This window comes from Pseudomonas nitroreducens TX1 (genome assembly GCF_000313755.1).
In the GTDB taxonomy this organism is placed as follows: domain Bacteria; phylum Pseudomonadota; class Gammaproteobacteria; order Pseudomonadales; family Pseudomonadaceae; genus Pseudomonas; species Pseudomonas nitroreducens_A.
In genome coordinates, this window is sequence record NZ_AMZB01000137.1 from 30,944 (window position 1) to 53,046 (window position 22,103).

Below are 22,103 nucleotides of genomic sequence, written 5' to 3' on the forward strand. Positions count from 1 at the left end.
ATGGATGCACTGCTGCTTGAATCCTCCGCCATAGGCCTGATCCTCGGGCTGCTGCTGGGTCTGACCGGCGCAGGCGGCTCGCTGGTGGCGCTGCCCCTGCTGCTCAGCCTGCACCTGCCGTTGCACGATGCCATTGGCGTCAGCCTTGGGGCCGTGGCACTGTCGGCGGCCATCGGCGCAGTACCGCGCGCACGGCAGGGCCAGGTGGCGTGGAAGCCGTTGTTCTGGCTGGTGATCACCGGCTGGCCGGGCAACGCTGTCGGCCAGTGGCTGGGCAAGCTCGTGCCGGACGCCTGGCTGATCGTCGGCTTCTGCCTGCTGGTGCTGTGGTCGGCCTGGCGCATGTGGCAGGGCTCCAGCCAGCCGCGCGCGTGCAGCCAACCGGTGCGCAACGGCCCGCTGCTGGGTGTGGGATTGGCGGTGGGGTTATTGTCCGGCCTGATGGGCGTGGGCGGCGGCTTCCTGATCGTGCCGGGGCTGTTGTGGTTCACGCCGCTGTCGATGCTGGCGGCGACCGCGACCTCGATGGCGGTGATCGCGCTGGTGTCCGGCGGTGGCTTCCTGCTCTATCTCACCCATGCACAACCGCCGCTGCCGTTGCTGGCGTGCCTGGCGGCGGGTGGCGCGCTCGGCGTGCTGTTCGGCAATCGCCTGGCGGTGCGCCTGGGCGGGGCAACGCTACAGCGTCTGTTCGCCCTGATGCTGGTGGCGGTCAGCCTGTCGCTGGCGGCGCAGAAGCTGATGACCTCGTAGCTTTCAAAACGCCCTAGAACTCTTCTTCCGCGGCGCCAGCCCCCGGCGTCTCGAACAGCTCGGCAGCGCGCAAAAGCCCGGCGAGGATCGCATGCTGCTCCCACTCGGGCAGGCCGGCAAAGCGCTCGAGGGCGTGCTCGGGCAATAGCGTCGGACCGTTGTGCAACGCGTGGGTGCCTTCCTCCTCCAGGCTCAGCCACTGCTTGCGGCGGTCATCGTCATCGCGCCGGCGCGTGAGCAACCCCTTGCTTTCCAGGCGGGTCAGCGCGCTGGAGATCGATGACTGCGATAACGCCACCTGCTGCGCCAACTGACCAGCGGTTATTTCCCCTTCCAGCTCCACCACCTGCAGGATCAACAACTGCAACGGCGTCAGTTCGCCATCGCGTCCCAGGCTCTTGGAATGCACTTCCGCCGCCTGCTGCAGCCGTCTCAGGGCCTGCAACATCGAGAGTGCGTGGGCGTTGCGCATCGAAGTCTTGCTCTCGGCCATCTCAGTCCACCTGCTGCTCCGTCACTTTTCCTCAATGAAATCAAATAGAACTCTCGCTAGATCACCGGGTCATCCCCTAAGGCGTCCTTGAGACGTCACCCACTTCATCCCCAACGGAGATCCGGTAAGGACATGTGCGGAATAGCAGGAGTACTAAACATGCGCTGTAAGGGGCATTCTAGGGCGTTCAAATACCCCTAGAACCCCCTCCAGATCATGAAAGTGGTACAGAAATTGGTACGAGCAAAACCCCCGCCTCGCCCGTTCTGGGCAACTACACCTTACCCTTTACCGGCGGCGATCCCGCCAACAGTTCAGTCTTGCGCGCGCTGTCCGAGGTAGTGCCGAACCAGAAGGCCATGACAACGCCCCAGGCTGTCGACAGGCTTCCTAGCATCAGCAAAAGGGCCTGGGAGTCTGACACCTTCAGCCAGTCGAGCATCATCCCTATCAAGATGCCGAAATAGCCAATGGTGACGATGATAGAAAGCGCAGCAGGCACCCAAGAGCGCTGCGCAATCTGCATGGCGCGGGCATCCTTCCTGTCACCAGCGGCCAATGCCTCCAGGTCAGTCACCTGCTTAAACCCAAGCGCCTGCATCTGTAGTGCGAATTCCTGATCGGCCTGCTTCAAGGCAAGCATCTGCTCAGGAGTGGCTCCGGATATGGCCTGCTTTACCGCGTCCGTGGTCTTTTCGGAGAGGCCAAGTGCTGAAGCCGCGGCTTCCACTGCCATGCCTCCGAGCGGGCCGCCAAGGGCCGTTCCAATCCAGGGAGAAACGGTCTTCACCACGGTTTTCCAGTCCATCATGCAGCCCCCAGCACGCTCTTGGCGCGCTCCCAGATAGCCTTGCGATCATCAAGCCCGTTCAGGCCGCCATTGATACGGCGCGTCAGCTTCTCGAAGTCACCAGAGTCAGCTATTTCATTCAGGCCACGATCTGCCCACCACCAGGCTGCAGAGGTAACAGCCCATTCCGGCTGCTCAAGCAACTCAGGTCTGGACAGCAGTGGAATTCCAAGCGCAGCAGCGACCTTGCGGTAGTTGTCGCGGCCTGTGATCTGAATCAGGCCGCGCCCCATGAAGCGTTTCCCGTCTCCTGGCTCTACGTTCCCGAGGTCCTTCCTGCCCTCATAGCCATTCTGCGCCCGCGTAGGCCCCCATATCTCGCGCGTATAGCGGAGTTGGCCAGATTCATGCCCGATCTGGGCAAGGAACGCCGCCTGCCGCACCGGAGAGTCGATCTTGTACCGCTGCATCGCCCTGTTGAGCGCAGGAACAAAAACGCCAGCTCTCTGGCTGGCGTTGGGGTAGATGCGCATAAGCTGCGATTCGGTGAATGACATCATTTATGCTCCAATTGATCATTCATGTATTGCTGCGTAGCATGCCTGGGCAAAATCCAGCGGAAGGACGTATGAAGAAGTTAACGAAAATATGCGCGGCAACTATCGTATGCGCATTGATGGCATGGTGGTCATTCAAAGACCCTCTAAAAATCGTCAACCAGTCGTTCTACGACCAGTTCTCTGAAAACCTAATCCTGTGCTCTATGCTGAATGAGTCAGGTGATAAAACAGATACAAAAACAAAGCTAGGAATAGTTGGTTATTTACCTGCACAGAATTGCAGGGATCAATTTTTCGACAGTTCCGCTGGGGTTGTTCTAAAGAAGAGAATGCTCTCAAAGGTTTCAGATGAAAACTGGTACAACGGTGTGTCAAGGAGCACGCAATCTTTCATTGTAGACACATCACTACAGAACCTTTACAAATTTGCTCCAGGTCAAAAGATTTTCATGCCTAACGGCCAGACAAGGTCAGTTGTATCTTTGTCTGGTGGATCAACATACCTGAACGTGAACTATTCAGGAGACATGCTTACGCCAGGAGAATTTTTAACAAAAAGAAAGCCTGCAGATATAACATCAAATCTAGCAGTTGGTGTTTACACATCACAAATAGGCGCTTCTGGTTACTTATATAGCAGGTTGTACAAACACTTCGGAGGAGTTGACATGCAACCATACAGACTCCTCTCATCCGTATTGACGGCTGTTGTTCTTACGATTCTCCTTGCCATGCTTTCAAAGGAATTCGGACTGCTAGCATCCATAGGGGCAGGAATGATCCTTATGGCATCTCCATGGTGGCTTGAGTTTTCTGGAAACCTTTATTGGAGTCCGTGGAACTGGTTCCTACCAGTTCTCGTGACAGCCTACTGGATTTCTAAACATGGATTAGCCAACGCCATAAGATCAAAGGCTTTTTTAGCCTTATACACTTTGGCGGTAGTTATCAAATGCTCATTCGGCTATGAATTCCTGCCTAGCGTCCTAATCATCTCAACACTTCCAGCGATTTATTTTGGACTGGCAAACAAGGATACCCCACAAGCTATAGCAAAGGCGTTCTTTATACTTTTCATTTCCGCAACAATCGGATTTGTAATTTCCGCATTGCTGCATGCGTATTTGCGCTCAGGTGTGATACTTGATGGCTTGCATGGAATTGCCACAGATGTTACGCGCAGAACATATGCCTCTGGAGCTGATGTTAGACCTGAGCTTGGCAATGGTGCAGATCTTATAGAAACTCTCTGGAGATATTTCGGAAGCTTCTATCAACCAATCATTGCCGGGGCGAATTTCGCATTCTCTTGGATATTTCTTGCTTGCATTTACATACAGGCAATTGCTGCCGTCTTCTATATAGGAAAACTAAGAGATATTGCTATTACGGCAATGTTCAGCATGACGGTGACAATGTCCTGGGTCGTGCTTGCTAAAGGGCATGCGGCTATGCACCTGCACATAAACCCAGTTTTATGGGTAATGGCATTCTTGCCCATGACTGGAGCGATACTGATGATGATGATCCAGAGAATCTGGATCAGCAGTAGTTCCCAGCGATCAGCAGGTTAGTACTGCCAGTACCTGAGTCTGTGGAAATACCTCGCCCCGATGCGCTTGTATTTCCACAGATGGCTACCCGGGTAGCACCTGCACCAACCACACGAACTAGGAATGGATCACCGTTGATGGCGCCATAGCCTCCAGCGTTTCCTGAGATCACTAATGATGTTGAGAGTGGGGTGTTCTCGAATCTGACACCTACACCATTTACCTCATCTAGCGCGTTTGATGAAACAGTGCACTCACTCAGCATCTGGTCACCACCAGCGATGCCAGTCCAGCCGCATTGCCGAATTCCATTATGCATGACCCTGATTGCCGTGCCGCCATTCATACGTACGCCTGTGCGCGCCTGTGCTGATGGTGAGTATGCCTTTATGTCGAACAGACTATTGCCGATGAAACTGACATTCTCACCACGTAGAAGCGCGCCGGCCATGAACAGGACGGAGGTAACCGCTTCGTCTGGGAGACCATGCCAATAATTCATTGGAACCGCGCTAACCCTGCATAGACCGCTTGCACGGTTATCACTGATATGGATGTTTGTGGACATTCCACCGCCAGCATTCTCGTTCAAGGTGACCATGCCGAGCGCGATTTCAGTAAGGCTGTTACCGATGATATTGATGTAATCGGCGCTATAGATTGCAAAGCCAAATCCCCAATAACCACTGCTAACCGAGTTCTGTATGAAATCTATGTGATGTGTGCGCCCGCTAACAGGGTTGTAATAGCTGGCTGCAAACGCATCATCACCAGGATTTAGGACTGTATTGCAAATCGCCTTGCAGTATCTACTTCCATGGCTGAAATGAATGCCATCTGCTTTCGGGGTATCGACAGTATTCCCCTGTGCGATGGAGTGTGCACAATGGTTGAACCATATCCCAGCAGTTCCACCATCTGTCCAGTTGTACAGAGCCCTTACATTTGCGCAATCCAAGAAATACATGCAGAACTCATTCCCTCGAAGAAGTGATCTTGGTTGCGAAAACTTAACGCCACTTACTTCGATGTTAGAGCCTCCTGTGACACGCAAAGTGTCTTGTCCTGCGGCCCCATCACTATGAACCTGCGCACTGCCTATGCCGCGAATGGAAAAATTACTGGCGCCAATCTGCCATCCACTTTTTACGTAATGCTTTCTGCGGATGGTGACTACAGTTCCAGGATTGGCTGCAATGTGCGTAGCCATTGCAGAAAATGCCGCTGAATCATCCGTGCCTGATACATCATTCCAGTCGCCTACAGCACCAAATAATTCAGGGGTAATATTCAGCATCAATAGGCTCCCAGCACAGCGCCTGCGACAAATTCCCCATCAACCAGGCGCATCCCCTGCCTTACATTTTCAGGATCTACCTCAACTAAATAGCGGATGAATTCAGGGGTAAACCGCTCTGAAATTGGTATTTCACGACCTGTGCGATCCTCCAGTAGATTCCATTCATCCTCGCCAATCCTTTCGCGCAATTCAACTGATGGAGCCTCATACATGGCTCCATGAATTACTTCCACGACCTCGCCATCATAGACATATGCGTATGCTTTCATCATGGATTACCAAACTCGTAAATGATCACCATGCCGGCGTTTCCACCACCGCCAGCCAATGCCGCAGAACTAGCCCCGGCACATGCACCAGATCCGCCAGAACCTGGAGAAGTACCGGGTAGGCCAGCATTGGTGGGGCCAACCCCTCTTCCACCACCTGCGCCATTCGTAATAGGGGATCCAGCCCCATATCCAGATACAGAGCCATTTTGGGTTGCAACACCTACACCGCCCGGAATTCCAGAGGCTTGCGTGATCGTCACGGCTCCCGCCACGCTCGGTGCTGCGCCTGGGGCGCCCCCGTTGTTAACTGCCGTGCTACTGGATGACACAGCACCACCTGCACTACCACCACTACCGCCAGGGATAGATACAAAGGCTCCGATTGACGTGGTACCGCCAGCAGTTCCGGCGCCACCAGCCGACGCGCCTCCTGGTGCGCCAATGGTCAAAGCCAAAGACGCGCCAACCTGAGCTGACGTGAGATAACCATTCCAGAAACCGCCAGAAGCACCTCCAGCGCCAATAGCACCTTGCGCGGCAACGGTCGCTACAGTTCCACCACCGCCACCACCGCCAGACGTGGCGAAGATGACGGCAAGTGTCATGCCGGCTGACGGTGTGTATGTCGCCGCACCTGCGGTGAAAAACGTCTTAGGCGCACCGATGAGCCGGCCTGGCTTATCGCGTAGAATTGCGATGTATGATGCATACGTGCGCAGGTAGTCATCGATCAGGCCTGGAGACTCGGAACCGGCCGGGCTATTCGCCGAAGCAGTCTGCGACAGATCGTTGATAGAAGAAGGTAGCGGCATGGCTTTCTTCCCAATAAAAAGCCCGCACTAGGCGGGCTGGAGGCGAGATGGAACTGAAAGGCGCCATCCTGAAGACGATTCAGGTAACAGGGCCGTTCGTTGGTTTATGGCTTATCGTTTCGTTCGAACATTTCCTAATCAGGCTCGCAAAGCGATACCTGCCTCGTGGAAGCAAGATCAGGAAGTTCGTTTTGTGGTCTAGAGCCGATGAGCCCGACGAAGTTATTCCGAAACGCTGAGCAGGCCAGGAGTAGTCAGAAGAGGAAGCCTGCTAGCCGCTTTCTGGACTGGCATGGGCGTCAGGAGACCGCTGCCTGAGTTTAGAGCTGCGCCAACATCTGACATTTGCTTGAATTTACCTAGGCCGGTAATGGCAATATTTATTGCTTTAGGAACTCCAGGAAGAGGTATTTGTTGCAGCATGCGCATCATATTCGCTGCCGTCGCAGAACCTGCTGGCTTTATCGGTGCATTATTGATATTCCCTGCTGCACGCAAAATCCTTTGGTAGTCATCCCATCCATTTTTCCCGAAGAGAACCTCACCTTTTTCTGGGCCTATCCTATCAAGGGCTGTTCGCAATCCTCTTGTTGTGAAGGTGCCTCCGGTTTCACCTTGCAATGTAGATGAATCGCGGATGTAGGCTTTTGCTGCATCACGCAACGAACTAAGCATGGGGACGCCTCGCTCAGCCTCGACTCTCGCTAGGCTATTAAGGTCATCCACGCGCATGGAGCTGATGAGATCAGGGAGTCTTTCAGGGGTATAACGACCCTTCAATACCTTTTCTACCAAAGGGTTGGACTCTTGGAATCTGAATCTGTCAGCAGCTGCTGCGCGCGCGGCACGGAATGCCTCTGCGATACCTGTATATCCAGCATCTTGTCCGCTAGTCGGCACAAGTTCACCGTTGAACGGAATAAGATCAGTAGACTGCGGGCCAGACAGCCCATTGCTAGGGCCAGAAATCCTATCGCTGCCAAATCCTGGCTGCGTAAAAACCCTGCTACCTTGCGGCTGAACGCCAGGATTGGGGCGCAGTGTAGCTGCAGCCGCTTCGCCATTATCAATCACATCAATTAAGTGATTTTTGACTATTCCGAGAGCCTTTGCCTCTGCTGGATCAGTAGTAGAGTAGATGCGCCCATTTATTGCCTGCAGGCGCTGCAGTGCAGTACCCATATCAAAAGGCTCTTTGCCTCCAGTAACGCGCTTAAACCAAAGCAGCGTGTCCTTTGGCAGTTTTGCGCCAAGCATTTGCTGGTCTAGATCAATAGATGCCCGATTTACAAATTGATGAGGATCAAGCGGAATATCGCGACCAGCAGTCGCTCTTGCTTGATTGTAGAGTGCATCAGCTTTGCTCTTAAGGGCAGAGTCATAGCCAGTAATGGCTTCCTCAAGCTTCTTGCCCATTTGATAATCAGATGCACTGCCAGCGTCCTTGGTAACACCTTGGACAAGCTTCTGGTTGGCATCCTTGAAGCGCGCAGCTATCTGGTCATCAACTGTATTGAGGTTATTTTCCAACCACCAATCCTTGGCATCACGAGTAACCCATCCGCGAGTCGGAGTTATGCCAAGAGAGTTGAAATCAGCAAGTCGTGCTAATTGCTTCTCATCTAGTACATCAAGATCTTCGACTGAACGCTTGCCAATCTTTATGATCTGCTTTTGTGCCTCTCTAGGTAGCGCATTAAAGTCGATGCCACTAGACGCTAGTCGAGCGGTTATTTCCGCCTGCATATCTCGAGTTGGAGTTAGGGCCGATTTAATCGAACCCGCAATCTTCCCGAGACCTCTCCCTAGTGCGAGGCCGGCACTCCCGCCAATTGCGCCCACTCCAGCATTTTGAATGCGGTCACCAATATCGCCAGGCTGCGAAAGCGCGCCCCAACCAGCGCCTACCGCTGCCGCTTGCTTGTAGCTAGCAGGGGAAATAACTGCATTCCCTGCAGCCTCAATGCCGCGTCCAGCAGCTTGCCCAAGCGCGCCAACGCCTCGTGCAGCACCAAGAAGCTTACCAGCACCCTGCAGCCCCTTGCCGCCGACGTACATCAATCCAGCCTGACCGCCGATATTGCCAATCAGCCCGGCAGGGTCACTCATAAGCTGCTTGTCTGCTTCTGGCATTGGCTCGGTAACAATGTGCTTGCCAATGACACCATCAGGAGTGAAGCCGACACCGAGCAGTAGGTCGTTAGTCGCTTTACCTGCGCCAATCATGCCGCGCTGCAGCCAGTTCGTATCTTCAAGATAGTTAGGCGATGCATCAGGCATTGAGGTAGGAGCCACCATTTTTGGCGCTGCCACACGAGGCGCAGATGCCTGCTCCTGCTCAAGACGGTGGCGAAACTCAAACTCTTCCTGCTCAGTCATTGGCTCATCCCCTGTTGACGCTTCCAGGCCTGATAACGAGCTTCTTTGTCCTGGTCAGAATAGGTGCCTACCGCCTGCTTCGGTTGTGGCTGTGCTGGAGCCGGCTGTTGCGTCTGACCGCTATATTTGTCAACGAGGATCTGCATAGCATCCAAGGCAGCCATGCGCTCCTCAACTGGTATAGTCGGATCGCTAACCTTGCCGGCCATCGCTTTGTAGTTCTCAACGTCTCGGTCAGACTGAGGGCCTTCCATGCGGGGCATGAACATCAGCATGTTCCCGCCAATGACACCAAGCTTGGCTGCTGCCTGCGCCTCTGGGCTGCTCTTGCCAAAAAAGCGCTTACCAGTATCACGGATAGCACCTAAGCCACTTGAAGTTGCATCAGGAAGGATCTTTCTTGCCTCTTGGATCATGCCGCCAAGCTTCTGCATATTTTGCTGGTTCTTTGCAGTCGCTTCCGCAAGTGGACCAGACATAACTTGGGCACCAAGCTCCGTTACGGCAGGAGTCGCAGAGCCAGTTCCCTTATCAATAAGGTAATTTTTACCGTCTGCGCCAACAACGATCTGAGTCCGCTGCGCCTGACGGTTGATGTTGTTGGCATCCTGCATGATCGCATTTTGCTGACGCTGGTTCTCAATGCCTGCCCAACCGCGGGCATTCGCAGCAAGTTCCGCGGGAGACATGCTAACGGCATACCCCTGGCCTGCAGTTGGTGTGACGAACTGCTTTGAACCACCCAGGTCTACCAACTGAGGGGCGACATAGCTGTCTATGCCATCCCCGACACGGTTGCCGAATTCGTCTAGCTGAATCGTCTGCTTGGTGCCGTTGATGCCTGGCACTTCCAGGGTGCGAGCAACCTTGGTCTTTCCTGCGTTAGGCGCCTGACCATATTTCGCGAGATCGTCAGGGGATACGCCAAGAGCAATGGCAGACTTCCAGTCAAATGTGGTGTTCCCGTCTTTGTCAGTACCATACAGAGTCGGTAGCTGCTCCATTTGACGCTGTTTCATCTGCATTGCCTGATTCTTCAGCGCATTCGACGACGCAGCGTTATACCCAGCCACGCCCGCCAGACCTGCAGTGCCAAGGCTATTGAGAGGCGCCCCACGGCGAGCCCCGGCAAGGCCGCCGAAAGCCGCAGATAGCAGCCCCATGCCAATCGGGGTATTAACGAAGTCGAGCAGCCCGCCAGAGTTCGTAGCCATATCAGAATCCCCCCATCATCCGGCGCTGCTGCATGGCTTGCTGCCTGCGCTGAATCAGGTTGTTCTGGCTGCCTTGAGCGAGTTGCGCGAGTGATTCTGGACCACCGGTAACTTGCTGTTGAGGCTGAGCCGCCAGAGGCTCCTGAGACTGCGTGGACAGAAGGCCTGCTGCCTGTTGCCCATACTGTGCAGCCTCCATATATGGCTTTGCTGCAGTATTGAAACTCGAAAGCTTGCTGCCCATGGTGCTGAGCAGGCCAGGTGACTGTCCGCCAGCGTAGGTGGCATTACCAACACCACCCGATACCACTGGTTGACCAACGCCATATCCGGCAGCACCAGGACTTGCTGCCGCTGCACCTTGACCGCCACTCAGGAGGCCTCCTGCCTGCCCAGCGCCATAACCACCTGCAAACATGCCCGCGATGGTGCGTGCAACGCCATGCATGGTCTTGCCCGGGCCTGTGTTGATACCCGCATCCTCGGCCTCACCATAGCGCTGCGGAGCCGCGCCTCCCCATTGGTCAACGAGTGGCTTGTCATCAGTTCCGAGGACCCCATTCCACATCTTGGTGGAGAATGGGTCTGCAGAGCCGTATAGGAGGCGAGCAGGGTTATCTTTGATCTGATTCCCCATGCCTTTCAGGTTGAACAGCTCAAAGCTGCCTACATCACCAAGCCAGCTCATTTCCCACCCCCGGACGATTTAGTAGTAGTGGTGGTGCCAAGTCCAGACCCGAATACACCTGCCATCGCGGCAAGCTTCTTATATGGGTCGTTCTGCTGATCCAGATAGTTCTGGTATTGCGCATCCAGCTTCTGCTGTTGGTTGTCTTGATACATATTCGCGGCGTTCATGAAGTTGTTTGCAACGCCGAGCTGCTGGTTTTCATAGCCTGGAGCCAATCCAAGCATCTGACCGCGTAGAGAGTCGTTCCTTGACGCATAATCCTGACCAAGCCCAGCGTTGAACTGGTTGGTCTGCAGGTTTCGATTGATCTGACTTTCTGCTAACTGCTGTTGATTGCCATAATCCTGCATGCGCATCCCAGATGCAGTATTTGCAAGATTCTTCGTCAAATCATTCATGGCGTTCTGAGTTGCAGCTTGCGCTCCGGTGTTACCGAATGAACCGGAATTTACCATTTGAGTGGTTAGGCCAGGAGCAACGGCATTGTTGTAGTTCCTGGTAATGTCACCGAGTGCAGCATCGATATTTTGCTGAAGATACGGGTTTGAGCCAGCATATTGATTGCTGCCACCATTCCCAATATACCCATACGGGTTCTGCGTGGCGGCTTGACCAGAGTTAAGCGAGTTAGTAACTGTGTTTCTGGCCGCATTCATGGCGGAATCGCCAGAATTGAACATCTCACCAAGGCGCGCTGTTGCTGCGTTCTGGTATGGATTTATGTCAGCAACTTGCTGACCGCCATATGCCTGATAAGGGGTGTTGGACAGTCCCATTGCCTTATTGGCATATGCCGTTGCCAGTGGCTTCAGCTCCTTCGGAATTTCCGTAGTGGTGGTGCTTTTCCCACCGCCTCCACCGCCACCGCCACAGATCAAGCGGCCAGCCTCAATCCTAGTGCAGCTATCGCCAAAAGGCTCACCCATAGCGTAAAGATCGCGCCGACTGATCATACTTTGACCTCCAGAATCTGGTAGACAGGCTCGAAGCCGCACTTCATTTGATAAAGTCGCGCCTGGGCTGGCTTCGCGGCGCAGCGGATTACTGAGCATCCGATTGAGCGAGACATGGCGCGTAATGGCTCAAGGCAGCGGTGGAAATATCCGCCCGGGGCAACGAGATCAGTGACCATCATCACACGCATATTTGGCAGCTGATCGATACGGACGACTGCCCAACCAACCTTCTTCCCATCGTCATCAAGACGCAGAAGGATGCGCTCGCCGCGGGACAGGATGAGCTTCAGCTGATCCCCTGTAATCTCCCCTCCAGAGGTATCGCAAGCCTCCTTCAGGACATGAGCGCCGTCCTGCCATGCAAAGTCAATTTGCGCGGCATTGATAGGAATCAGATTCATCAGTTACCTGTCAGGAATCGGCATTGGACCCAAGTACCTGGAGTTCCGGCCGCAACACACTGCCAGCCATGAATCACATACTTTGATCCAGCGGAACCAAGTTCAGTCGGGGTGAGATTCATCACGAAGTCACCTTGCTGATATGACCCTGACAATGGAGCAGAGGTTAGGGCCTGATAGAAGCCAGCAATTCGTCCTTCGGAAAGCAAGTTAACCTGGGTTGCGTGCTCGCGAAGCTCACGTTGCAGGACAGGATCATTCGTTCCTACACGTGGCGTCGTGTTCAGCTTCATTGGTGTACTCAGCGCATACCTGCCTTAACCAAGTCCGCATCCATATGCGTGATCTTGGCGGGGCCAGTGAATGTGAATGTTGCTTTGTGCCAGCGCGCCGTCTGACGCACATCGAATTTCCCATCAAGAACACTGCCTGAGCCGGTAGCAAGGAATCCTGTACCGGAGTTCTGCTGCGCAAATACCTGAGCGCTAGACGCAGAAGGCGACACCGCATAGCGAAGTCGAATGCTGTTCAGGGTAGTGACAGTGAAGTCATCTCCCACCTCGCCAGTCGTCATGGAGCCGCCAGTAGACAGGCCGGTCATGCTCTGGAGTTGATGGGAGGTGTCGAAGATTGCTAGTGACTTGCCGCCAGATAGCCAGAACTGAGAATCGAACGAATAGGACGAAAGCCCATCGATTGTGGATGAATACGTGGGTAATCCATCAATCGTTACGCCTGGCTGCACATAGTTCAAGGCAGCTTCAATCTGTCGGTTCGCGATGCCCCAGCGCTTGGCAATGACGTGATAAACGATTGCTGCATCAGGTGTAGTCGAACTATTGGAAGGGAAGAAGACCCACACGAGGTTCTTCTGCCGATCAAAGCTGCAGATGGTCCTGTAGCGATACTGCGGATTGCAATTATCGAAGAACCACTGTCGGATCACGCCATCAGCCACCGGGATAGGGCGCGTCCCGTCAAAAATCCACATGTTGTCGTCGCCCACAAAGAAGTGAGCGCCGCCAATATCGCAAATTGCTTCCTTCCCTACACATCCAGCCTCGCCGCCAGGCACTTGAATCCAGTTCCATACGGTCGGAGCGCCAACATATGAGCCAAGGTAAATGGATCGCTGTTTGTAGGCGATAGCATATTCGCCTAAGCGCATTCCGGCAGTCAGGCGCCCTGCAGTCGCAACAAGTCGCCCTGATGTTGCCTGAGTAGCAATGCTCGGAGTCCAACTTGTATCGTCGAAGGCTGCCGAGCAGGCCCAGCCATCAGGCTTTTCGCTGCCATCATTCAGGTTCAACGCCATCACGAAGGCGCCAACCGTAAAAACGATCTCTGCCTTTGGTGCAGTGGCAATATCCGCAAAGGCCCCAGACGTAGAGCGCTGAATGACATCTGCCCGGTTAGCGCAAAGCGTGGCATCACCGAACTGAGTGATAGACCAGCGAGTATCTACGCCGCCGTTGTAGTTTCCAGCGCGCGACACATCAACCCAAGAGCCTGCAGAGAACTCATAGAGCTTTGTCGTAGTCCCAGCAATGATGCGCCGTGTGTCATCCAGCTTCGATACAACTGCTGCGCCAATGCAAGCCGCTGGCAAAACAGGAGTGCTACCTGGGATGGCTGGGGAAGGCGCGCACTCCATGCCATTCTGGTACGGGATGAGATTAGAGCACCCGCTGATCAACCCAGGCGTCGTGACATCAGCATCCGGAGCGAAGCCGACAATGGGGATCATCGTGCACGAACCTTCATGGTCGACCCGGAATACCAGTCGATTCCATTGATGTTGTCCACAGCCTCCTGATATAGCGATTGCCAGACAGGAAGACGCTCGTCGTTCTTCAGGAATGGCTCTGCAGAAATCAGGGATGCATAGAGGTACGCGCTAGGCCACGCAGTCAGGAGCCAATTTGTCGTATTGGATGCTGACAATGCGGGGATCCGCTGCTGATAGGTCAACTCTACCGAGTAAACGCCGTCCGGAATGGGGGCAAGCTCGATGTTCGAGCCAACCACCGTGAAAACTACAGGCTGCCCTGAGCGATTGTCCGCGTAGTCAATGCTCAGCTCGTCTGGCGACCTATAGGACAGAGGCTGGTTATAGGTACCCAGAATCTGGAGGCGACGCATCTCCAGCATATCGGCAGGCAAGGCAACCGTACTGGTTCCACCCACCGTCGAAAGCGTTGTTTTCGCTTCCATAGCGCGCGTCTTCAGGTCGCCACTCAGCCGATCTTCAGCCAGCGCAATGAAGTCCGGAATATTGGCAGAGAGGTCTGACCGGTTGAGCCAGTTTGCTACGGAGGTCTGCAGGTCGGAGTAGGTCGCAATGCTCATACAGCCCCCGGCCAGACGCGGAACGCCTTCAGATCCGGATCATTCAGCATGCGCTTGATGTGCTCTTTGTTGACACACCACTCCCGGAAGGTAATCCCGTGATCGTTGCAGTACTTCTCAATCATCACGTAAGGGATGGAGGCGGCATGCTTCATCTCTGAACTGCCGTACATACCGGCGTTGTGCTTGGTCTTGGTGAATTCCGCGATAGGCGTGCAGTCCTGGGTGCGCTGCACGGTCATCTTGCCGTCGTGGAAGTGGAATTTCGTGTCCAGATCAAGCGCGTCGGTCATTACATGTTCTCCAGCGGCGACACTTGGACGATGCCGGCAGCAGAAACCTGAATGGCGGCGATCTTGGTGAGCTGGTGAACAGCGAGAATCACGGCGTCGCCAGGCTGTACCTGTAGATCGGTGGTTACCGCGGTAACAGTGCCGTTGCCGAGGCGCACGCAGGCCGGTGCGGTTGCCGCAATGCGAATGTACTTCGGGATTTCGCCGGACTGGCAAAGCGGAATGTTGGCGCTCGCAGAGGTGCCAGTCGTGGCGATAGAAACGCCCGTGACGACGACACTGATCGCACCCTCGAAGGTGTTGCTCATGGCTATCTCCAAAGGAAGCCGCCCCCGAAGGGGCGGTGAATCAGGCCGGGTTCAGCAGGACGCTGATGTTGCCGACTGCAGAAGTTGCGGTGCCGGTCAGGTCATAGGCGATGGAGTCGCCAGCGGCCAGCAGCAGATCGCTTGCAGTTGTGGAAAGGGTCAGGGTTTGCTGTGCGTTCGCAGTGCCAACGAGGTTGTACGAGCCGGTATGCAGCGCGGTGCCAGAGGTAAGCGCAGTACCGCTCGGAACCTTGCGGATCACAGCAGTACATGCGCCACCGGTACCAGCCACATCGACGCGACCACGAATGGCCTTGACTGTGTACGGACGGTCTGCGGTGAATATGGTGCAGTCGGTGGTAGTCGCCAGATAGTTCAGCGTGACCGGAACAAAGCCACCGTCGCCGCCTGCACTACCCTCGATGCCAAGAGCGCCGTCAGCGCCCTGTTTAATCTGGGGCATGTTGTCTCTCCCAAAAAGAAAGGGGAGCCGAAGCTCCCCTGTTCTAGTTGCTACTGTTAGGCGACGTCGTACACAGCGCCGTTGGCTTTCGGAGCGCGCGACTCGACGGTCCACTCCACCACCAGTTCACGCTGTTGGGCGTCACCAGTGGTAGCCAGCTCGATGGTCTGGAACGGACGCAGGTAGCACATGGCCCACTTGTCCGACTGCAGGCAGAACACATCGTTGGCGTCCTGGAAGCGGCTCGGAACAGCCTTCAGTTCGCCGAAGTCGCTTACATACACGTCCACAGACGCATACAGCTTGGCGTCCTCAGACTTGTCGAAGCGAGTGGCGTTACCAGTGAAGGTGCTGAAGGTCTGCTTGGCTTTCGGCGGCAGAAGAATGGTGTCCGGGTCGCCACCAGCGGTGAAGCACTTCTGCAGGACGTTCTTCAGCCGCGCTTCGGTGAAGGCGACTGCAGTGCCCTTGGTACGGCCAGTGTTGCCGGTGTACGAAGCCAGAGTGCCGCCGTTGTTGTCGACGTTGTCCACAACCCAGCCAACCAGGCCACGGGATTGACGCGGAGAAGTAGCGGTGACGTCGAGCTGAGTAGCCGAGCTTTCCATGTCGCGGCGCAGTTCCAGCGATGCCAGGGACAGCTGGTAGGCCAGCTCATCCTTGCGGCCAGCCGGGTTCATTGCCTGCTGGGTGCCGGACACGATCACGGTCTTGGTCGAGATCTGGGTGCGGTTGTTCAGACGCACAGTCGGGGTTACCGTCTTGGCGGAGGCGTTGTCACCTTCAGCCTGGGCGTTGTTGGTCACCGCGGCGGCCAGATCCTGGGTTTGCCACTCGTGCAGGGTGTTGGATGCCTTGGACTTGGCAGCCATCGAAATGAACGGGGTGGCGGTCGGGCTGATGCGGTAGATGACGTCGGTCAGATCCTCGCGGTTGCCGATTGCGGCAGTGGTGAGGAAGGTATTAGTGGTTGCGGTCATGATGACTCACTCCTAAATCAGAGGAATTGGGCGAATACGGCTGCGGCGTCCTCGACACGACCGGTCTTGCCCAGCTGCTTCATGGCAGTGGTTCTACGGTCGATATTCGGGGATTCGCCAACGCCGGGCTTGACCACCCGCTGCGGTGCTTCCTGAACCTTCTTGGCTTGCGCTTTGGCATTGGCCATGAGGTCCCGGTAACGCATCGCGTCTCGTGCAATCAGCACGTGCCGGTGATCGATCACTGCTTGAATTTCGGCGTCGTTGAAGCCCTGCTCTTGCAGGAACTTCGAGATGGCGCCTTGTTCGGCTGCGGCCTTCGCGTCGTCCTTCCAATCCGGGAGCTTGGCGAGAAGTGCTTCCCGCTGCTCGGACAGGTAACTAGCATGGGCTTGCGCCTGTTCGGCCTGGTATTGCTGAGCGACTAGTTCTTGCTCGGCCATGACTTGCTGATAGCGAGCTTGTCTCTCTTGCAAGAGATGCTGCTGCCGCAATGCCTCAACCGGGTTCTCGTCGATCAGCTTTTGCCAGTCGATTTGGCTCTGTACACCTAGAGCCGATTCCAACTCCACCTGCATGCGCTGCAGGTTGTTGAAGTAGTGTTCCCGCTCCTGGTTGGCCTGGCTGCGCTCGGCATCTGCCTGTTTGCGCAGCTCGGCGGCTTCCTGGGTCTTGCGGGTGTAGTCAGATTGGCGCTGGTAGCCGTTCTTCAGCTCATCCAGCGTGACTTCGATCTCTTTGCCGTCCACCTTTACGGTGAACTTCTGGGGATCTTGCGGCTGATCGTCAGGATCAATTTCTGGATCCTGGTCAGGATCAGGAGCGTCGGGAGTATCCTGCTGATCTTCAGGCTGTTGCGTGCGCAGCAATTCGTCATCAGCAGGAGTCTGAGTTGCATCTGCAGGATCTACTGCAGGATCAGCTAAAAGTTGGGCGAACGCATCCGCCCCGCCATCTACGTTGAGTGGCGCGGTGGATGCAGAGCCATGGCCGCCGTCTCCAGACTCCGCCATGAAGTGGCCGCAACGACCATGGATGAACATGTTCATGCATCACCACCATGCAGCTTGCTGCGCAGTTCATAGCCCATAAGCGGCCAGATTTTCTGGATTGCATTCTGGCGTGCGATCTTCTGGCCGAGTTCAGCATCGAAGTTCTCAGGACTCGCACAGGCGGACTCGCCGGTGACGGTGAAGCCATTCTTCAGAACCAGGACGCAGAAGGTCAGCAGCGCGAGCGGCGGCAGCTGTGGGCAACCCTGCGTTGCAGATGCTGCAGTGAAGAAATATTCGCCAGAGATGTTCGATTCGATGTCTGCCGGAGTGATCCGAGGCGCGGTCAAACCCTTAGCCTGGATTTCCTGCTCAATCGCTTGATCGCTCATTGTGTTTCCTCGGTTATCTACGGATCAGGACGGAACGTCCGGTGAGAATGGCATTCAGCGCCGCCAGATCTCTTTGGCGCGGTCTGCCAGGGTTTGCTTGTGCTCCAGCTCCTTCTGAGCCAGTTTCCCCGTTTCCAGTGAGGTCTCCACCGCACGGTGCAGCTTCCGGAGCATCTGCAGCGTCATGAATATCTTTTCGCGGCCTTCCACGTCTCTTACCGGGGATTCCAGCCATGCTTTCGTCAGTTCCTGCTCGACGTCTGCCCATACTTGGATGAACACCTCGTTCTCAAGGATTTCTTTCGCCCGATTGCCGTCGTAGATGCGCTGCTCAAGCGTTGCCATTCGGCGCCCCTTTGCTGGCTGCGGAGGTCTGAGCGTTGCTCATGCTGGTATGGGCCTGGATCTGAGCGACAAGGACCTTAGTTTGGTTGTCCTGCTCGGTTTTCCAGGTATCGAACTGAATTTGCATGCGCTTGCGCTCGGTTTCCTGCTGTTCTTTCAGGGCATCGAGCTCAGCCTGTTGCTGCGCCTTCAGGGCCTGTTGCTGCGCCTCTGCTTCTTGGCGGTTGATATCCACCTGCGCCTGCAACTGCATGCGTGCCTGCTCAAGCTGAAGCTCGTACTCGCGCTTGGCTTGCTCGAGCTGGGCCTGGTGCTGGAGCTCCATCTGCTTCAATTGGCCCTGCGCCTGGATCTTGGCCTGCTCGATCTGCATCTGGCCCTGAACCTTGATCTGCTCGGGGTCCGGCTTGTTCTGCGGCGGCTGCTTGGATGGGTCGCTGAAGAACTTCTCTGGGTTCTTGAACCCGAGTTGCTTCGCCATCTCTGTAGCGGCATTGAAGATGTTCTCAGGAGTGGCAATGCCGATAGCCATGCCCTGCGCCTGGGCCTGACCAAGCATCATCAGGTGCTGGACCTTCTGGTCCTTGTTGCCCATGCCGATGCCGACGTTAATGGTAACGTCGAACTGGTTGCGCCACTCGCGCGGATCGATCTCTACCCAGCCGCCAGTGAGCTTCACGACCTGCTTCTTGTTCTGGTACTGGCAGGTCAGCTTTAGGATCTGCTTGAACAGCTCGACATAGCCCTCAGCGAAGTTGCGCGCGATCAGGTCGAGGCGCATGTCCGCCCGGTTCGTGATGATGTTCACGCCGGTTGCGGTATCGTTGAGGTTCTTGTTGTCGTTGCCCTGGGAGTATCGAGTCCAACCGGTCTTGTTCTCCAGGTCTTCCTGCATGTACTCCATCATCTGCATGGAGGTAGCTATGTCAGGTGCTCCCTGATCAAGTCGGCCTACTGCGCCAATTTGCTTGGTGCGCACCACGCCGCCAGGGCGAGAGGTAAGCAAGTCATCCAGATTCACCTGGCCTTCTACTGCGAAGTAGCGGCCATTGACGGTGAGATACATGTTGTCCAACTGTGCGCGCAGGATGCTGGTCTTGACGCGCTGGCTCTCCATGGCAAGGTCAGCGATGGACAGGCCGAAGAACTGGTGCGGCAGCGGCACAGGCGTGATGGACACGAACGGGACGATATCCACTGCCTCATTGTCCAACAGCGTGTTGCCCGCCATGGTGACCTTGCGAAGCTCGGCAATGCCGTCATCGTCGAAGTCAACGCGGACATAGGCCTCAAGCACCCAGATGCGCTCCTGGCTATCGTCTGCGCTCGGGTCCTGATCAATGTAGGCATTCTCATCGTTCCAGCTAAGGCGCTGGATACGCTCGGAGTTCATTGCCTGGCCAGAATCCTCGGTGCCAAGCTGGTCCACGTTCTTGTAGCCCATGGACTTCAGCTCGGAGCGAGTACGCTGCACGCGGTGAGCAACGAAGGATGCAGTCTCGATGTCCTTCGCATTCCGCGCGATCAGGAACTCTTCAGGCGGCACGTTCTCAATGCAGATGTGGCCTTCAGTCGCCACACGCTTGCAGACCACGTCGTATACCAGCTTCGGTGGCTGCGCTTCTATCTGAGCGATTTGCTGCTGAATCTGAGGCGCTGCCTGAGGGTTCTGCTGAGCCTGAAGCGTAAGCATCTGGATGGCTTCCAGGCGCTGGCTCATATCCTCCTGATCTGGATATGTCTCCTGCTCGACGATCTCGATCTCTTCGTCTTTGGAGAGCTGAACCAGCTCAATATCACTGAGCCCGCGGTATTCCTCGCGCTTCTCTTCGTTGCGAGTATCCCACCAGATCTTGACGATGCCGTTCTTCTGAAGCAGCGCGTCCTTCATCCAGGTGTATGCGATGCGATGGCCGTTGTTCTTCTTGGTGAACAGGTAGTTCACGTATTCAGTAGCCTGCTTGGCCTTGTCCTCGTCCTCGGGTTTGGTAGGCTCAAACTCAGCCACGCAGTCAGTCCCGACGAAGGTGACCATCAGCTGCGGGAGCATCGACTCGATGGTGTCGCGCACGTCCGTGGAGACGACGCTGGAGCGTCCATCAACCTCAGGCGGCGACAGATCACCAACAGGCAGGCCGAAGTAGTAGTACTCAGCCTTCTGGCGCTGCTGGGACAGCTTTGAAGACGAATAGCCAAGCGCCTGGCGCATGCGCTCAGAGACGTCAGCCTTCAGCTCGTCTTCGGTCATTTTTGCCATGCTGGCCTCAAGCGTTGTTGTAGCGTGGGTAATTCAGCGTTCCGCCCCATTGCTCGTTGCTGAGCTGGTCGGAAACGATTGCGAGATAGCGGAATGCGTCGGCGCCGTGGCTGAACTCGTCGTGCAGTGGCGCGCCAGGCTCGTTGGTTTGCTGGTTGATATGCCTGCGATAGCGCTTCAAGCACTCGACAAGGCGGCCAGTGCGATCCTTGTTGAAGTACACGCGAGGGAAGACTTCACGCGCCCGGTTGATGCCCTGCTCAACCGGCTGGTTAGGCACTTCCTGCACGTTCCAGCCAAGCTGGCCCATAACTTCGGCGTCCGACTTTCCGCTCTGGTGCCGCTTGTGATAGCCGTCATGAGGCAGGTAGACGCTGCCCCAATTAATCGGCTGCCCGTCCAGCTGCAGGCCGCGCAGCTCAGCGCTGTACTCAGCCAGCGTGCGCTGATGTCCTTCGATGTAGTGAACAATGCGGATCTCGCCGGCCATCTTCTGGACCAGGATGATCGTCATCGCGTCGTTAAAGCCTAGGTCGAAGACAACGTGCGTCTTCAGCAGCCCATCGTGCGGGACATGCATGATGCGAGACTCGGCCTGGCTCATCTGCTCGAAGTAGATGGCGCCTTCAACTGCCGGCATGCACTTGCCTTCCCATATGTGGGCGTATTGCTCAGGCTTCATGGTTGCCTGCGCATGCTGGCGTTCTTGCTCGAGTACAGCGGGGAACCAAGGGTTGTCGCTGTAGTTCATCAGAACCGACACGCAGTCAGGCGGCGGATGAATCACGAAGCGCTGGTGCGTCTCGTCAGACTCAAGCTGAGGGTTGTATGAAACCCAGACCTCTGAGCCTTCCTTACGAATCGTCGGCAGTAGCACGTCCCAGGACTTCTTGACTACCGCGTGGGCTTCCTCAACCCACACAATGTCAACGCCCTCGTAGGACTTGATCGAGTCAATGGTGTGCTGCTGAAGGCCGGCGAAGCTGAACTCCGTACCATTCCGGCCCTTGATGTACATCTGCTGCACTTCGTAGAACGAGGCCAGACCAAGCGCGGCGATCTGGTCAGCCAGCAGCTTGTGTACAGAGTCGGCGATGCTCTTCTGCACCTCACGAGTGCAAAGAACACGCTTAGGACTCATTGCCCCTTGCAGCAGGAGCGCCCGCGCAAAGCTCCACGACTTCGAGCTACCACGTCCACCGTAAGCAACCTTGTACCGGTGCGGCTCAAACAGAAAGCTGAGCTTGTCCGGGAACTCGATGTTCATTGGGCCTTGCGGAAGGTCACATTGATGCCGGAGAACAGGCCTTCACCATCCGGACCGGAGACTTCCATCTCCTGTTTCGACTTACCAAAGCCGCGATCAAGGATCTCCTTCACTGCCGCGACCCTGGCAGCAGGAGCCGCATCGCCGTCTCGTGCAATCTCTACCAAGTGCTTGATCGCCTCCTCGCCGAAGCTCTGGGCAACCAACTTGATATCTGCAGTGATCTTGTTGCGCGACCCAGGCTTACGGCCAGCACCTTCGCGCTTTCCGCCATGAGCCATGA

The 22,103-nt window shown here is 55.7% G+C and carries 25 protein-coding genes; 2 read left to right on the forward strand and 23 right to left on the reverse strand.

Annotated elements, in window-relative coordinates; translation table 11 throughout:
• Positions 1–753 (forward strand): sulfite exporter TauE/SafE family protein, encoded by a 753-nt coding sequence (locus C167_RS0129560; RefSeq protein ID WP_017521931.1) that lies wholly within the window; start codon positions 1–3, stop codon positions 751–753.
• Positions 754–766: 13 nt separating this feature from the next.
• Here C167_RS0129560 and C167_RS0129565 read toward each other — a convergent pair whose 3' ends face one another.
• The 3 genes from C167_RS0129565 to C167_RS0129575 all read right to left on the reverse strand — a co-directional run bounded on the left by C167_RS0129565 (position 767) and on the right by C167_RS0129575 (position 2,593).
• Positions 767–1,246 carry a MarR family winged helix-turn-helix transcriptional regulator gene (locus C167_RS0129565; protein ID WP_017521932.1) on the reverse strand — a complete coding sequence of 160 codons (480 nt, stop codon included), beginning with the start codon at positions 1,244–1,246 and terminating at the stop codon, positions 767–769.
• A gap of 274 nt (positions 1,247–1,520) precedes the next feature.
• The gene (locus tag C167_RS33070) at positions 1,521–2,057 is read right to left on the reverse strand and encodes a hypothetical protein (protein ID WP_017521933.1); all 537 of its coding nucleotides are present in this window, start codon (positions 2,055–2,057) and stop codon (positions 1,521–1,523) included.
• The gene (locus C167_RS0129575) at positions 2,054–2,593 is read right to left on the reverse strand and encodes a glycoside hydrolase family 19 protein (RefSeq protein ID WP_026079361.1); all 540 of its coding nucleotides are present in this window, start codon (positions 2,591–2,593) and stop codon (positions 2,054–2,056) included. Before C167_RS0129575 ends, C167_RS33070 begins: the two co-directional genes overlap by 4 nt.
• A 71-nt stretch (positions 2,594–2,664) precedes the next feature.
• Here C167_RS0129575 and C167_RS34665 point away from each other — a divergent pair, with 71 nt between their 5' ends.
• Positions 2,665–4,170, forward strand: coding sequence for a hypothetical protein (locus C167_RS34665; RefSeq protein WP_157791877.1), 1,506 nt, complete (start codon positions 2,665–2,667; stop codon positions 4,168–4,170).
• Here the strand turns inward: C167_RS34665 and C167_RS34670 are convergent.
• From C167_RS34670 to C167_RS0129690, 20 genes are all read right to left on the reverse strand, one after another.
• On the reverse strand, positions 4,139–5,446 hold the full coding sequence (locus C167_RS34670; RefSeq protein ID WP_157791878.1) for a hypothetical protein: 1,308 nt from the start codon (positions 5,444–5,446) through the stop codon (positions 4,139–4,141). The two genes, C167_RS34665 and C167_RS34670, sit on opposite strands and share 32 nt — an antisense overlap.
• Complete coding sequence (locus C167_RS34675; protein ID WP_157791879.1) at positions 5,446–5,721, reverse strand: hypothetical protein; 276 nt, start codon at positions 5,719–5,721, stop codon at positions 5,446–5,448. The genes C167_RS34670 and C167_RS34675 overlap by 1 nt, the downstream gene beginning before the upstream one ends.
• A 22-nt stretch (positions 5,722–5,743) precedes the next feature.
• The gene (locus C167_RS0129590; protein WP_017521937.1) at positions 5,744–5,926 is read right to left on the reverse strand and encodes a hypothetical protein; all 183 of its coding nucleotides are present in this window, start codon (positions 5,924–5,926) and stop codon (positions 5,744–5,746) included.
• An 829-nt stretch (positions 5,927–6,755) separates the two neighbouring features.
• Positions 6,756–8,912: a hypothetical protein gene (locus C167_RS34680; protein ID WP_157791880.1), complete on the reverse strand. Its 2,157-nt coding sequence runs from the start codon at positions 8,910–8,912 to the stop codon at positions 6,756–6,758.
• Positions 8,909–9,931, reverse strand: coding sequence for a hypothetical protein (locus C167_RS0129610; protein WP_157791881.1), 1,023 nt, complete (start codon positions 9,929–9,931; stop codon positions 8,909–8,911). Before C167_RS0129610 ends, C167_RS34680 begins: the two co-directional genes overlap by 4 nt.
• A gap of 196 nt (positions 9,932–10,127) precedes the next feature.
• A complete protein-coding gene (locus tag C167_RS0129615; RefSeq protein WP_017521942.1) occupies positions 10,128–10,814 on the reverse strand; it encodes a hypothetical protein in 687 nt (228 codons plus the stop codon).
• Entirely contained in the window at positions 10,811–11,770 is a 960-nt protein-coding gene (locus C167_RS34685; protein WP_157791882.1) for a hypothetical protein, read from the reverse strand. Before C167_RS34685 ends, C167_RS0129615 begins: the two co-directional genes overlap by 4 nt.
• The gene (locus tag C167_RS0129625; RefSeq protein ID WP_017521944.1) at positions 11,767–12,174 is read right to left on the reverse strand and encodes a hypothetical protein; all 408 of its coding nucleotides are present in this window, start codon (positions 12,172–12,174) and stop codon (positions 11,767–11,769) included. The genes C167_RS34685 and C167_RS0129625 overlap by 4 nt, the downstream gene beginning before the upstream one ends.
• A 301-nt stretch (positions 12,175–12,475) precedes the next feature.
• A complete protein-coding gene (locus C167_RS34690; RefSeq protein ID WP_157791883.1) occupies positions 12,476–13,921 on the reverse strand; it encodes a hypothetical protein in 1,446 nt (481 codons plus the stop codon).
• On the reverse strand, positions 13,918–14,523 hold the full coding sequence (locus C167_RS0129635) for a phage adaptor protein (RefSeq protein WP_017521946.1): 606 nt from the start codon (positions 14,521–14,523) through the stop codon (positions 13,918–13,920). The genes C167_RS34690 and C167_RS0129635 overlap by 4 nt, the downstream gene beginning before the upstream one ends.
• Entirely contained in the window at positions 14,520–14,816 is a 297-nt protein-coding gene (locus tag C167_RS33425) for a hypothetical protein (RefSeq protein WP_017521947.1), read from the reverse strand. The genes C167_RS0129635 and C167_RS33425 overlap by 4 nt, the downstream gene beginning before the upstream one ends.
• Positions 14,816–15,124: a hypothetical protein gene (locus tag C167_RS0129645; RefSeq protein WP_017521948.1), complete on the reverse strand. Its 309-nt coding sequence runs from the start codon at positions 15,122–15,124 to the stop codon at positions 14,816–14,818. Before C167_RS0129645 ends, C167_RS33425 begins: the two co-directional genes overlap by 1 nt.
• Before the next feature lie 40 nt (positions 15,125–15,164).
• A complete protein-coding gene (locus tag C167_RS0129650) occupies positions 15,165–15,587 on the reverse strand; it encodes a hypothetical protein (protein WP_017521949.1) in 423 nt (140 codons plus the stop codon).
• Positions 15,588–15,643: 56 nt separating this feature from the next.
• Complete coding sequence (locus C167_RS0129655) at positions 15,644–16,567, reverse strand: DUF5309 domain-containing protein (protein ID WP_017521950.1); 924 nt, start codon at positions 16,565–16,567, stop codon at positions 15,644–15,646.
• Between the two features lie 17 nt (positions 16,568–16,584).
• Positions 16,585–17,616: a hypothetical protein gene (locus C167_RS0129660; protein WP_200860185.1), complete on the reverse strand. Its 1,032-nt coding sequence runs from the start codon at positions 17,614–17,616 to the stop codon at positions 16,585–16,587.
• Positions 17,613–17,951, reverse strand: coding sequence for a Gp49 family protein (locus C167_RS0129670; protein ID WP_017521953.1), 339 nt, complete (start codon positions 17,949–17,951; stop codon positions 17,613–17,615). The genes C167_RS0129660 and C167_RS0129670 overlap by 4 nt, the downstream gene beginning before the upstream one ends.
• A gap of 54 nt (positions 17,952–18,005) precedes the next feature.
• Positions 18,006–18,296 carry a hypothetical protein gene (locus tag C167_RS0129675; protein WP_017521954.1) on the reverse strand — a complete coding sequence of 97 codons (291 nt, stop codon included), beginning with the start codon at positions 18,294–18,296 and terminating at the stop codon, positions 18,006–18,008.
• Positions 18,283–20,553 carry a portal protein gene (locus C167_RS0129680; RefSeq protein ID WP_017521955.1) on the reverse strand — a complete coding sequence of 757 codons (2,271 nt, stop codon included), beginning with the start codon at positions 20,551–20,553 and terminating at the stop codon, positions 18,283–18,285. The genes C167_RS0129675 and C167_RS0129680 overlap by 14 nt, the downstream gene beginning before the upstream one ends.
• A 7-nt stretch (positions 20,554–20,560) precedes the next feature.
• Positions 20,561–21,820 (reverse strand): PBSX family phage terminase large subunit, encoded by a 1,260-nt coding sequence (locus tag C167_RS0129685; protein WP_017521956.1) that lies wholly within the window; start codon positions 21,818–21,820, stop codon positions 20,561–20,563.
• Entirely contained in the window at positions 21,817–22,101 is a 285-nt protein-coding gene (locus C167_RS0129690) for a hypothetical protein (RefSeq protein ID WP_017521957.1), read from the reverse strand. Before C167_RS0129690 ends, C167_RS0129685 begins: the two co-directional genes overlap by 4 nt.
• Positions 22,102–22,103 lie beyond the last annotated feature (2 nt).

Coding starts and splice junctions, on each gene's coding strand:
- C167_RS34675 (WP_157791879.1), bottom strand. CDS start 5,721: ATGATGAAAGCATACGCATATGTCTATGATGGCGAGGTCGTGGAAGTA.
- C167_RS0129655 (WP_017521950.1), bottom strand. CDS start 16,567: ATGACCGCAACCACTAATACCTTCCTCACCACTGCCGCAATCGGCAAC.
- C167_RS33425 (WP_017521947.1), bottom strand. CDS start 14,816: ATGACCGACGCGCTTGATCTGGACACGAAATTCCACTTCCACGACGGC.
- C167_RS34680 (WP_157791880.1), bottom strand. CDS start 8,912: ATGACTGAGCAGGAAGAGTTTGAGTTTCGCCACCGTCTTGAGCAGGAG.
- C167_RS0129625 (WP_017521944.1), bottom strand. CDS start 12,174: ATGAATCTGATTCCTATCAATGCCGCGCAAATTGACTTTGCATGGCAG.
- C167_RS33070 (WP_017521933.1), bottom strand. CDS start 2,057: ATGATGGACTGGAAAACCGTGGTGAAGACCGTTTCTCCCTGGATTGGA.
- C167_RS34665 (WP_157791877.1), top strand. CDS start 2,665: ATGAAGAAGTTAACGAAAATATGCGCGGCAACTATCGTATGCGCATTG.
- C167_RS0129590 (WP_017521937.1), bottom strand. CDS start 5,926: ATGGCTCTGTATCTGGATATGGGGCTGGATCCCCTATTACGAATGGCG.
- C167_RS34690 (WP_157791883.1), bottom strand. CDS start 13,921: ATGATCCCCATTGTCGGCTTCGCTCCGGATGCTGATGTCACGACGCCT.
- C167_RS0129645 (WP_017521948.1), bottom strand. CDS start 15,124: ATGAGCAACACCTTCGAGGGTGCGATCAGTGTCGTCGTCACGGGCGTT.
- C167_RS0129610 (WP_157791881.1), bottom strand. CDS start 9,931: ATGAAACAGCGTCAAATGGAGCAGCTACCGACTCTGTATGGTACTGAC.
- C167_RS0129660 (WP_200860185.1), bottom strand. CDS start 17,616: ATGAACATGTTCATCCATGGTCGTTGCGGCCACTTCATGGCGGAGTCT.
- C167_RS0129685 (WP_017521956.1), bottom strand. CDS start 21,820: ATGAACATCGAGTTCCCGGACAAGCTCAGCTTTCTGTTTGAGCCGCAC.
- C167_RS0129680 (WP_017521955.1), bottom strand. CDS start 20,553: ATGGCAAAAATGACCGAAGACGAGCTGAAGGCTGACGTCTCTGAGCGC.
- C167_RS0129575 (WP_026079361.1), bottom strand. CDS start 2,593: ATGTCATTCACCGAATCGCAGCTTATGCGCATCTACCCCAACGCCAGC.
- C167_RS0129615 (WP_017521942.1), bottom strand. CDS start 10,814: ATGAGCTGGCTTGGTGATGTAGGCAGCTTTGAGCTGTTCAACCTGAAA.
- C167_RS34670 (WP_157791878.1), bottom strand. CDS start 5,446: ATGCTGAATATTACCCCTGAATTATTTGGTGCTGTAGGCGACTGGAAT.
- C167_RS0129565 (WP_017521932.1), bottom strand. CDS start 1,246: ATGGCCGAGAGCAAGACTTCGATGCGCAACGCCCACGCACTCTCGATG.
- C167_RS0129650 (WP_017521949.1), bottom strand. CDS start 15,587: ATGCCCCAGATTAAACAGGGCGCTGACGGCGCTCTTGGCATCGAGGGT.
- C167_RS0129560 (WP_017521931.1), top strand. CDS start 1: ATGGATGCACTGCTGCTTGAATCCTCCGCCATAGGCCTGATCCTCGGG.
- C167_RS34685 (WP_157791882.1), bottom strand. CDS start 11,770: ATGATCAGTCGGCGCGATCTTTACGCTATGGGTGAGCCTTTTGGCGAT.
- C167_RS0129670 (WP_017521953.1), bottom strand. CDS start 17,951: ATGAGCGATCAAGCGATTGAGCAGGAAATCCAGGCTAAGGGTTTGACC.
- C167_RS0129690 (WP_017521957.1), bottom strand. CDS start 22,101: ATGGCTCATGGCGGAAAGCGCGAAGGTGCTGGCCGTAAGCCTGGGTCG.
- C167_RS0129635 (WP_017521946.1), bottom strand. CDS start 14,523: ATGAGCATTGCGACCTACTCCGACCTGCAGACCTCCGTAGCAAACTGG.
- C167_RS0129675 (WP_017521954.1), bottom strand. CDS start 18,296: ATGGCAACGCTTGAGCAGCGCATCTACGACGGCAATCGGGCGAAAGAA.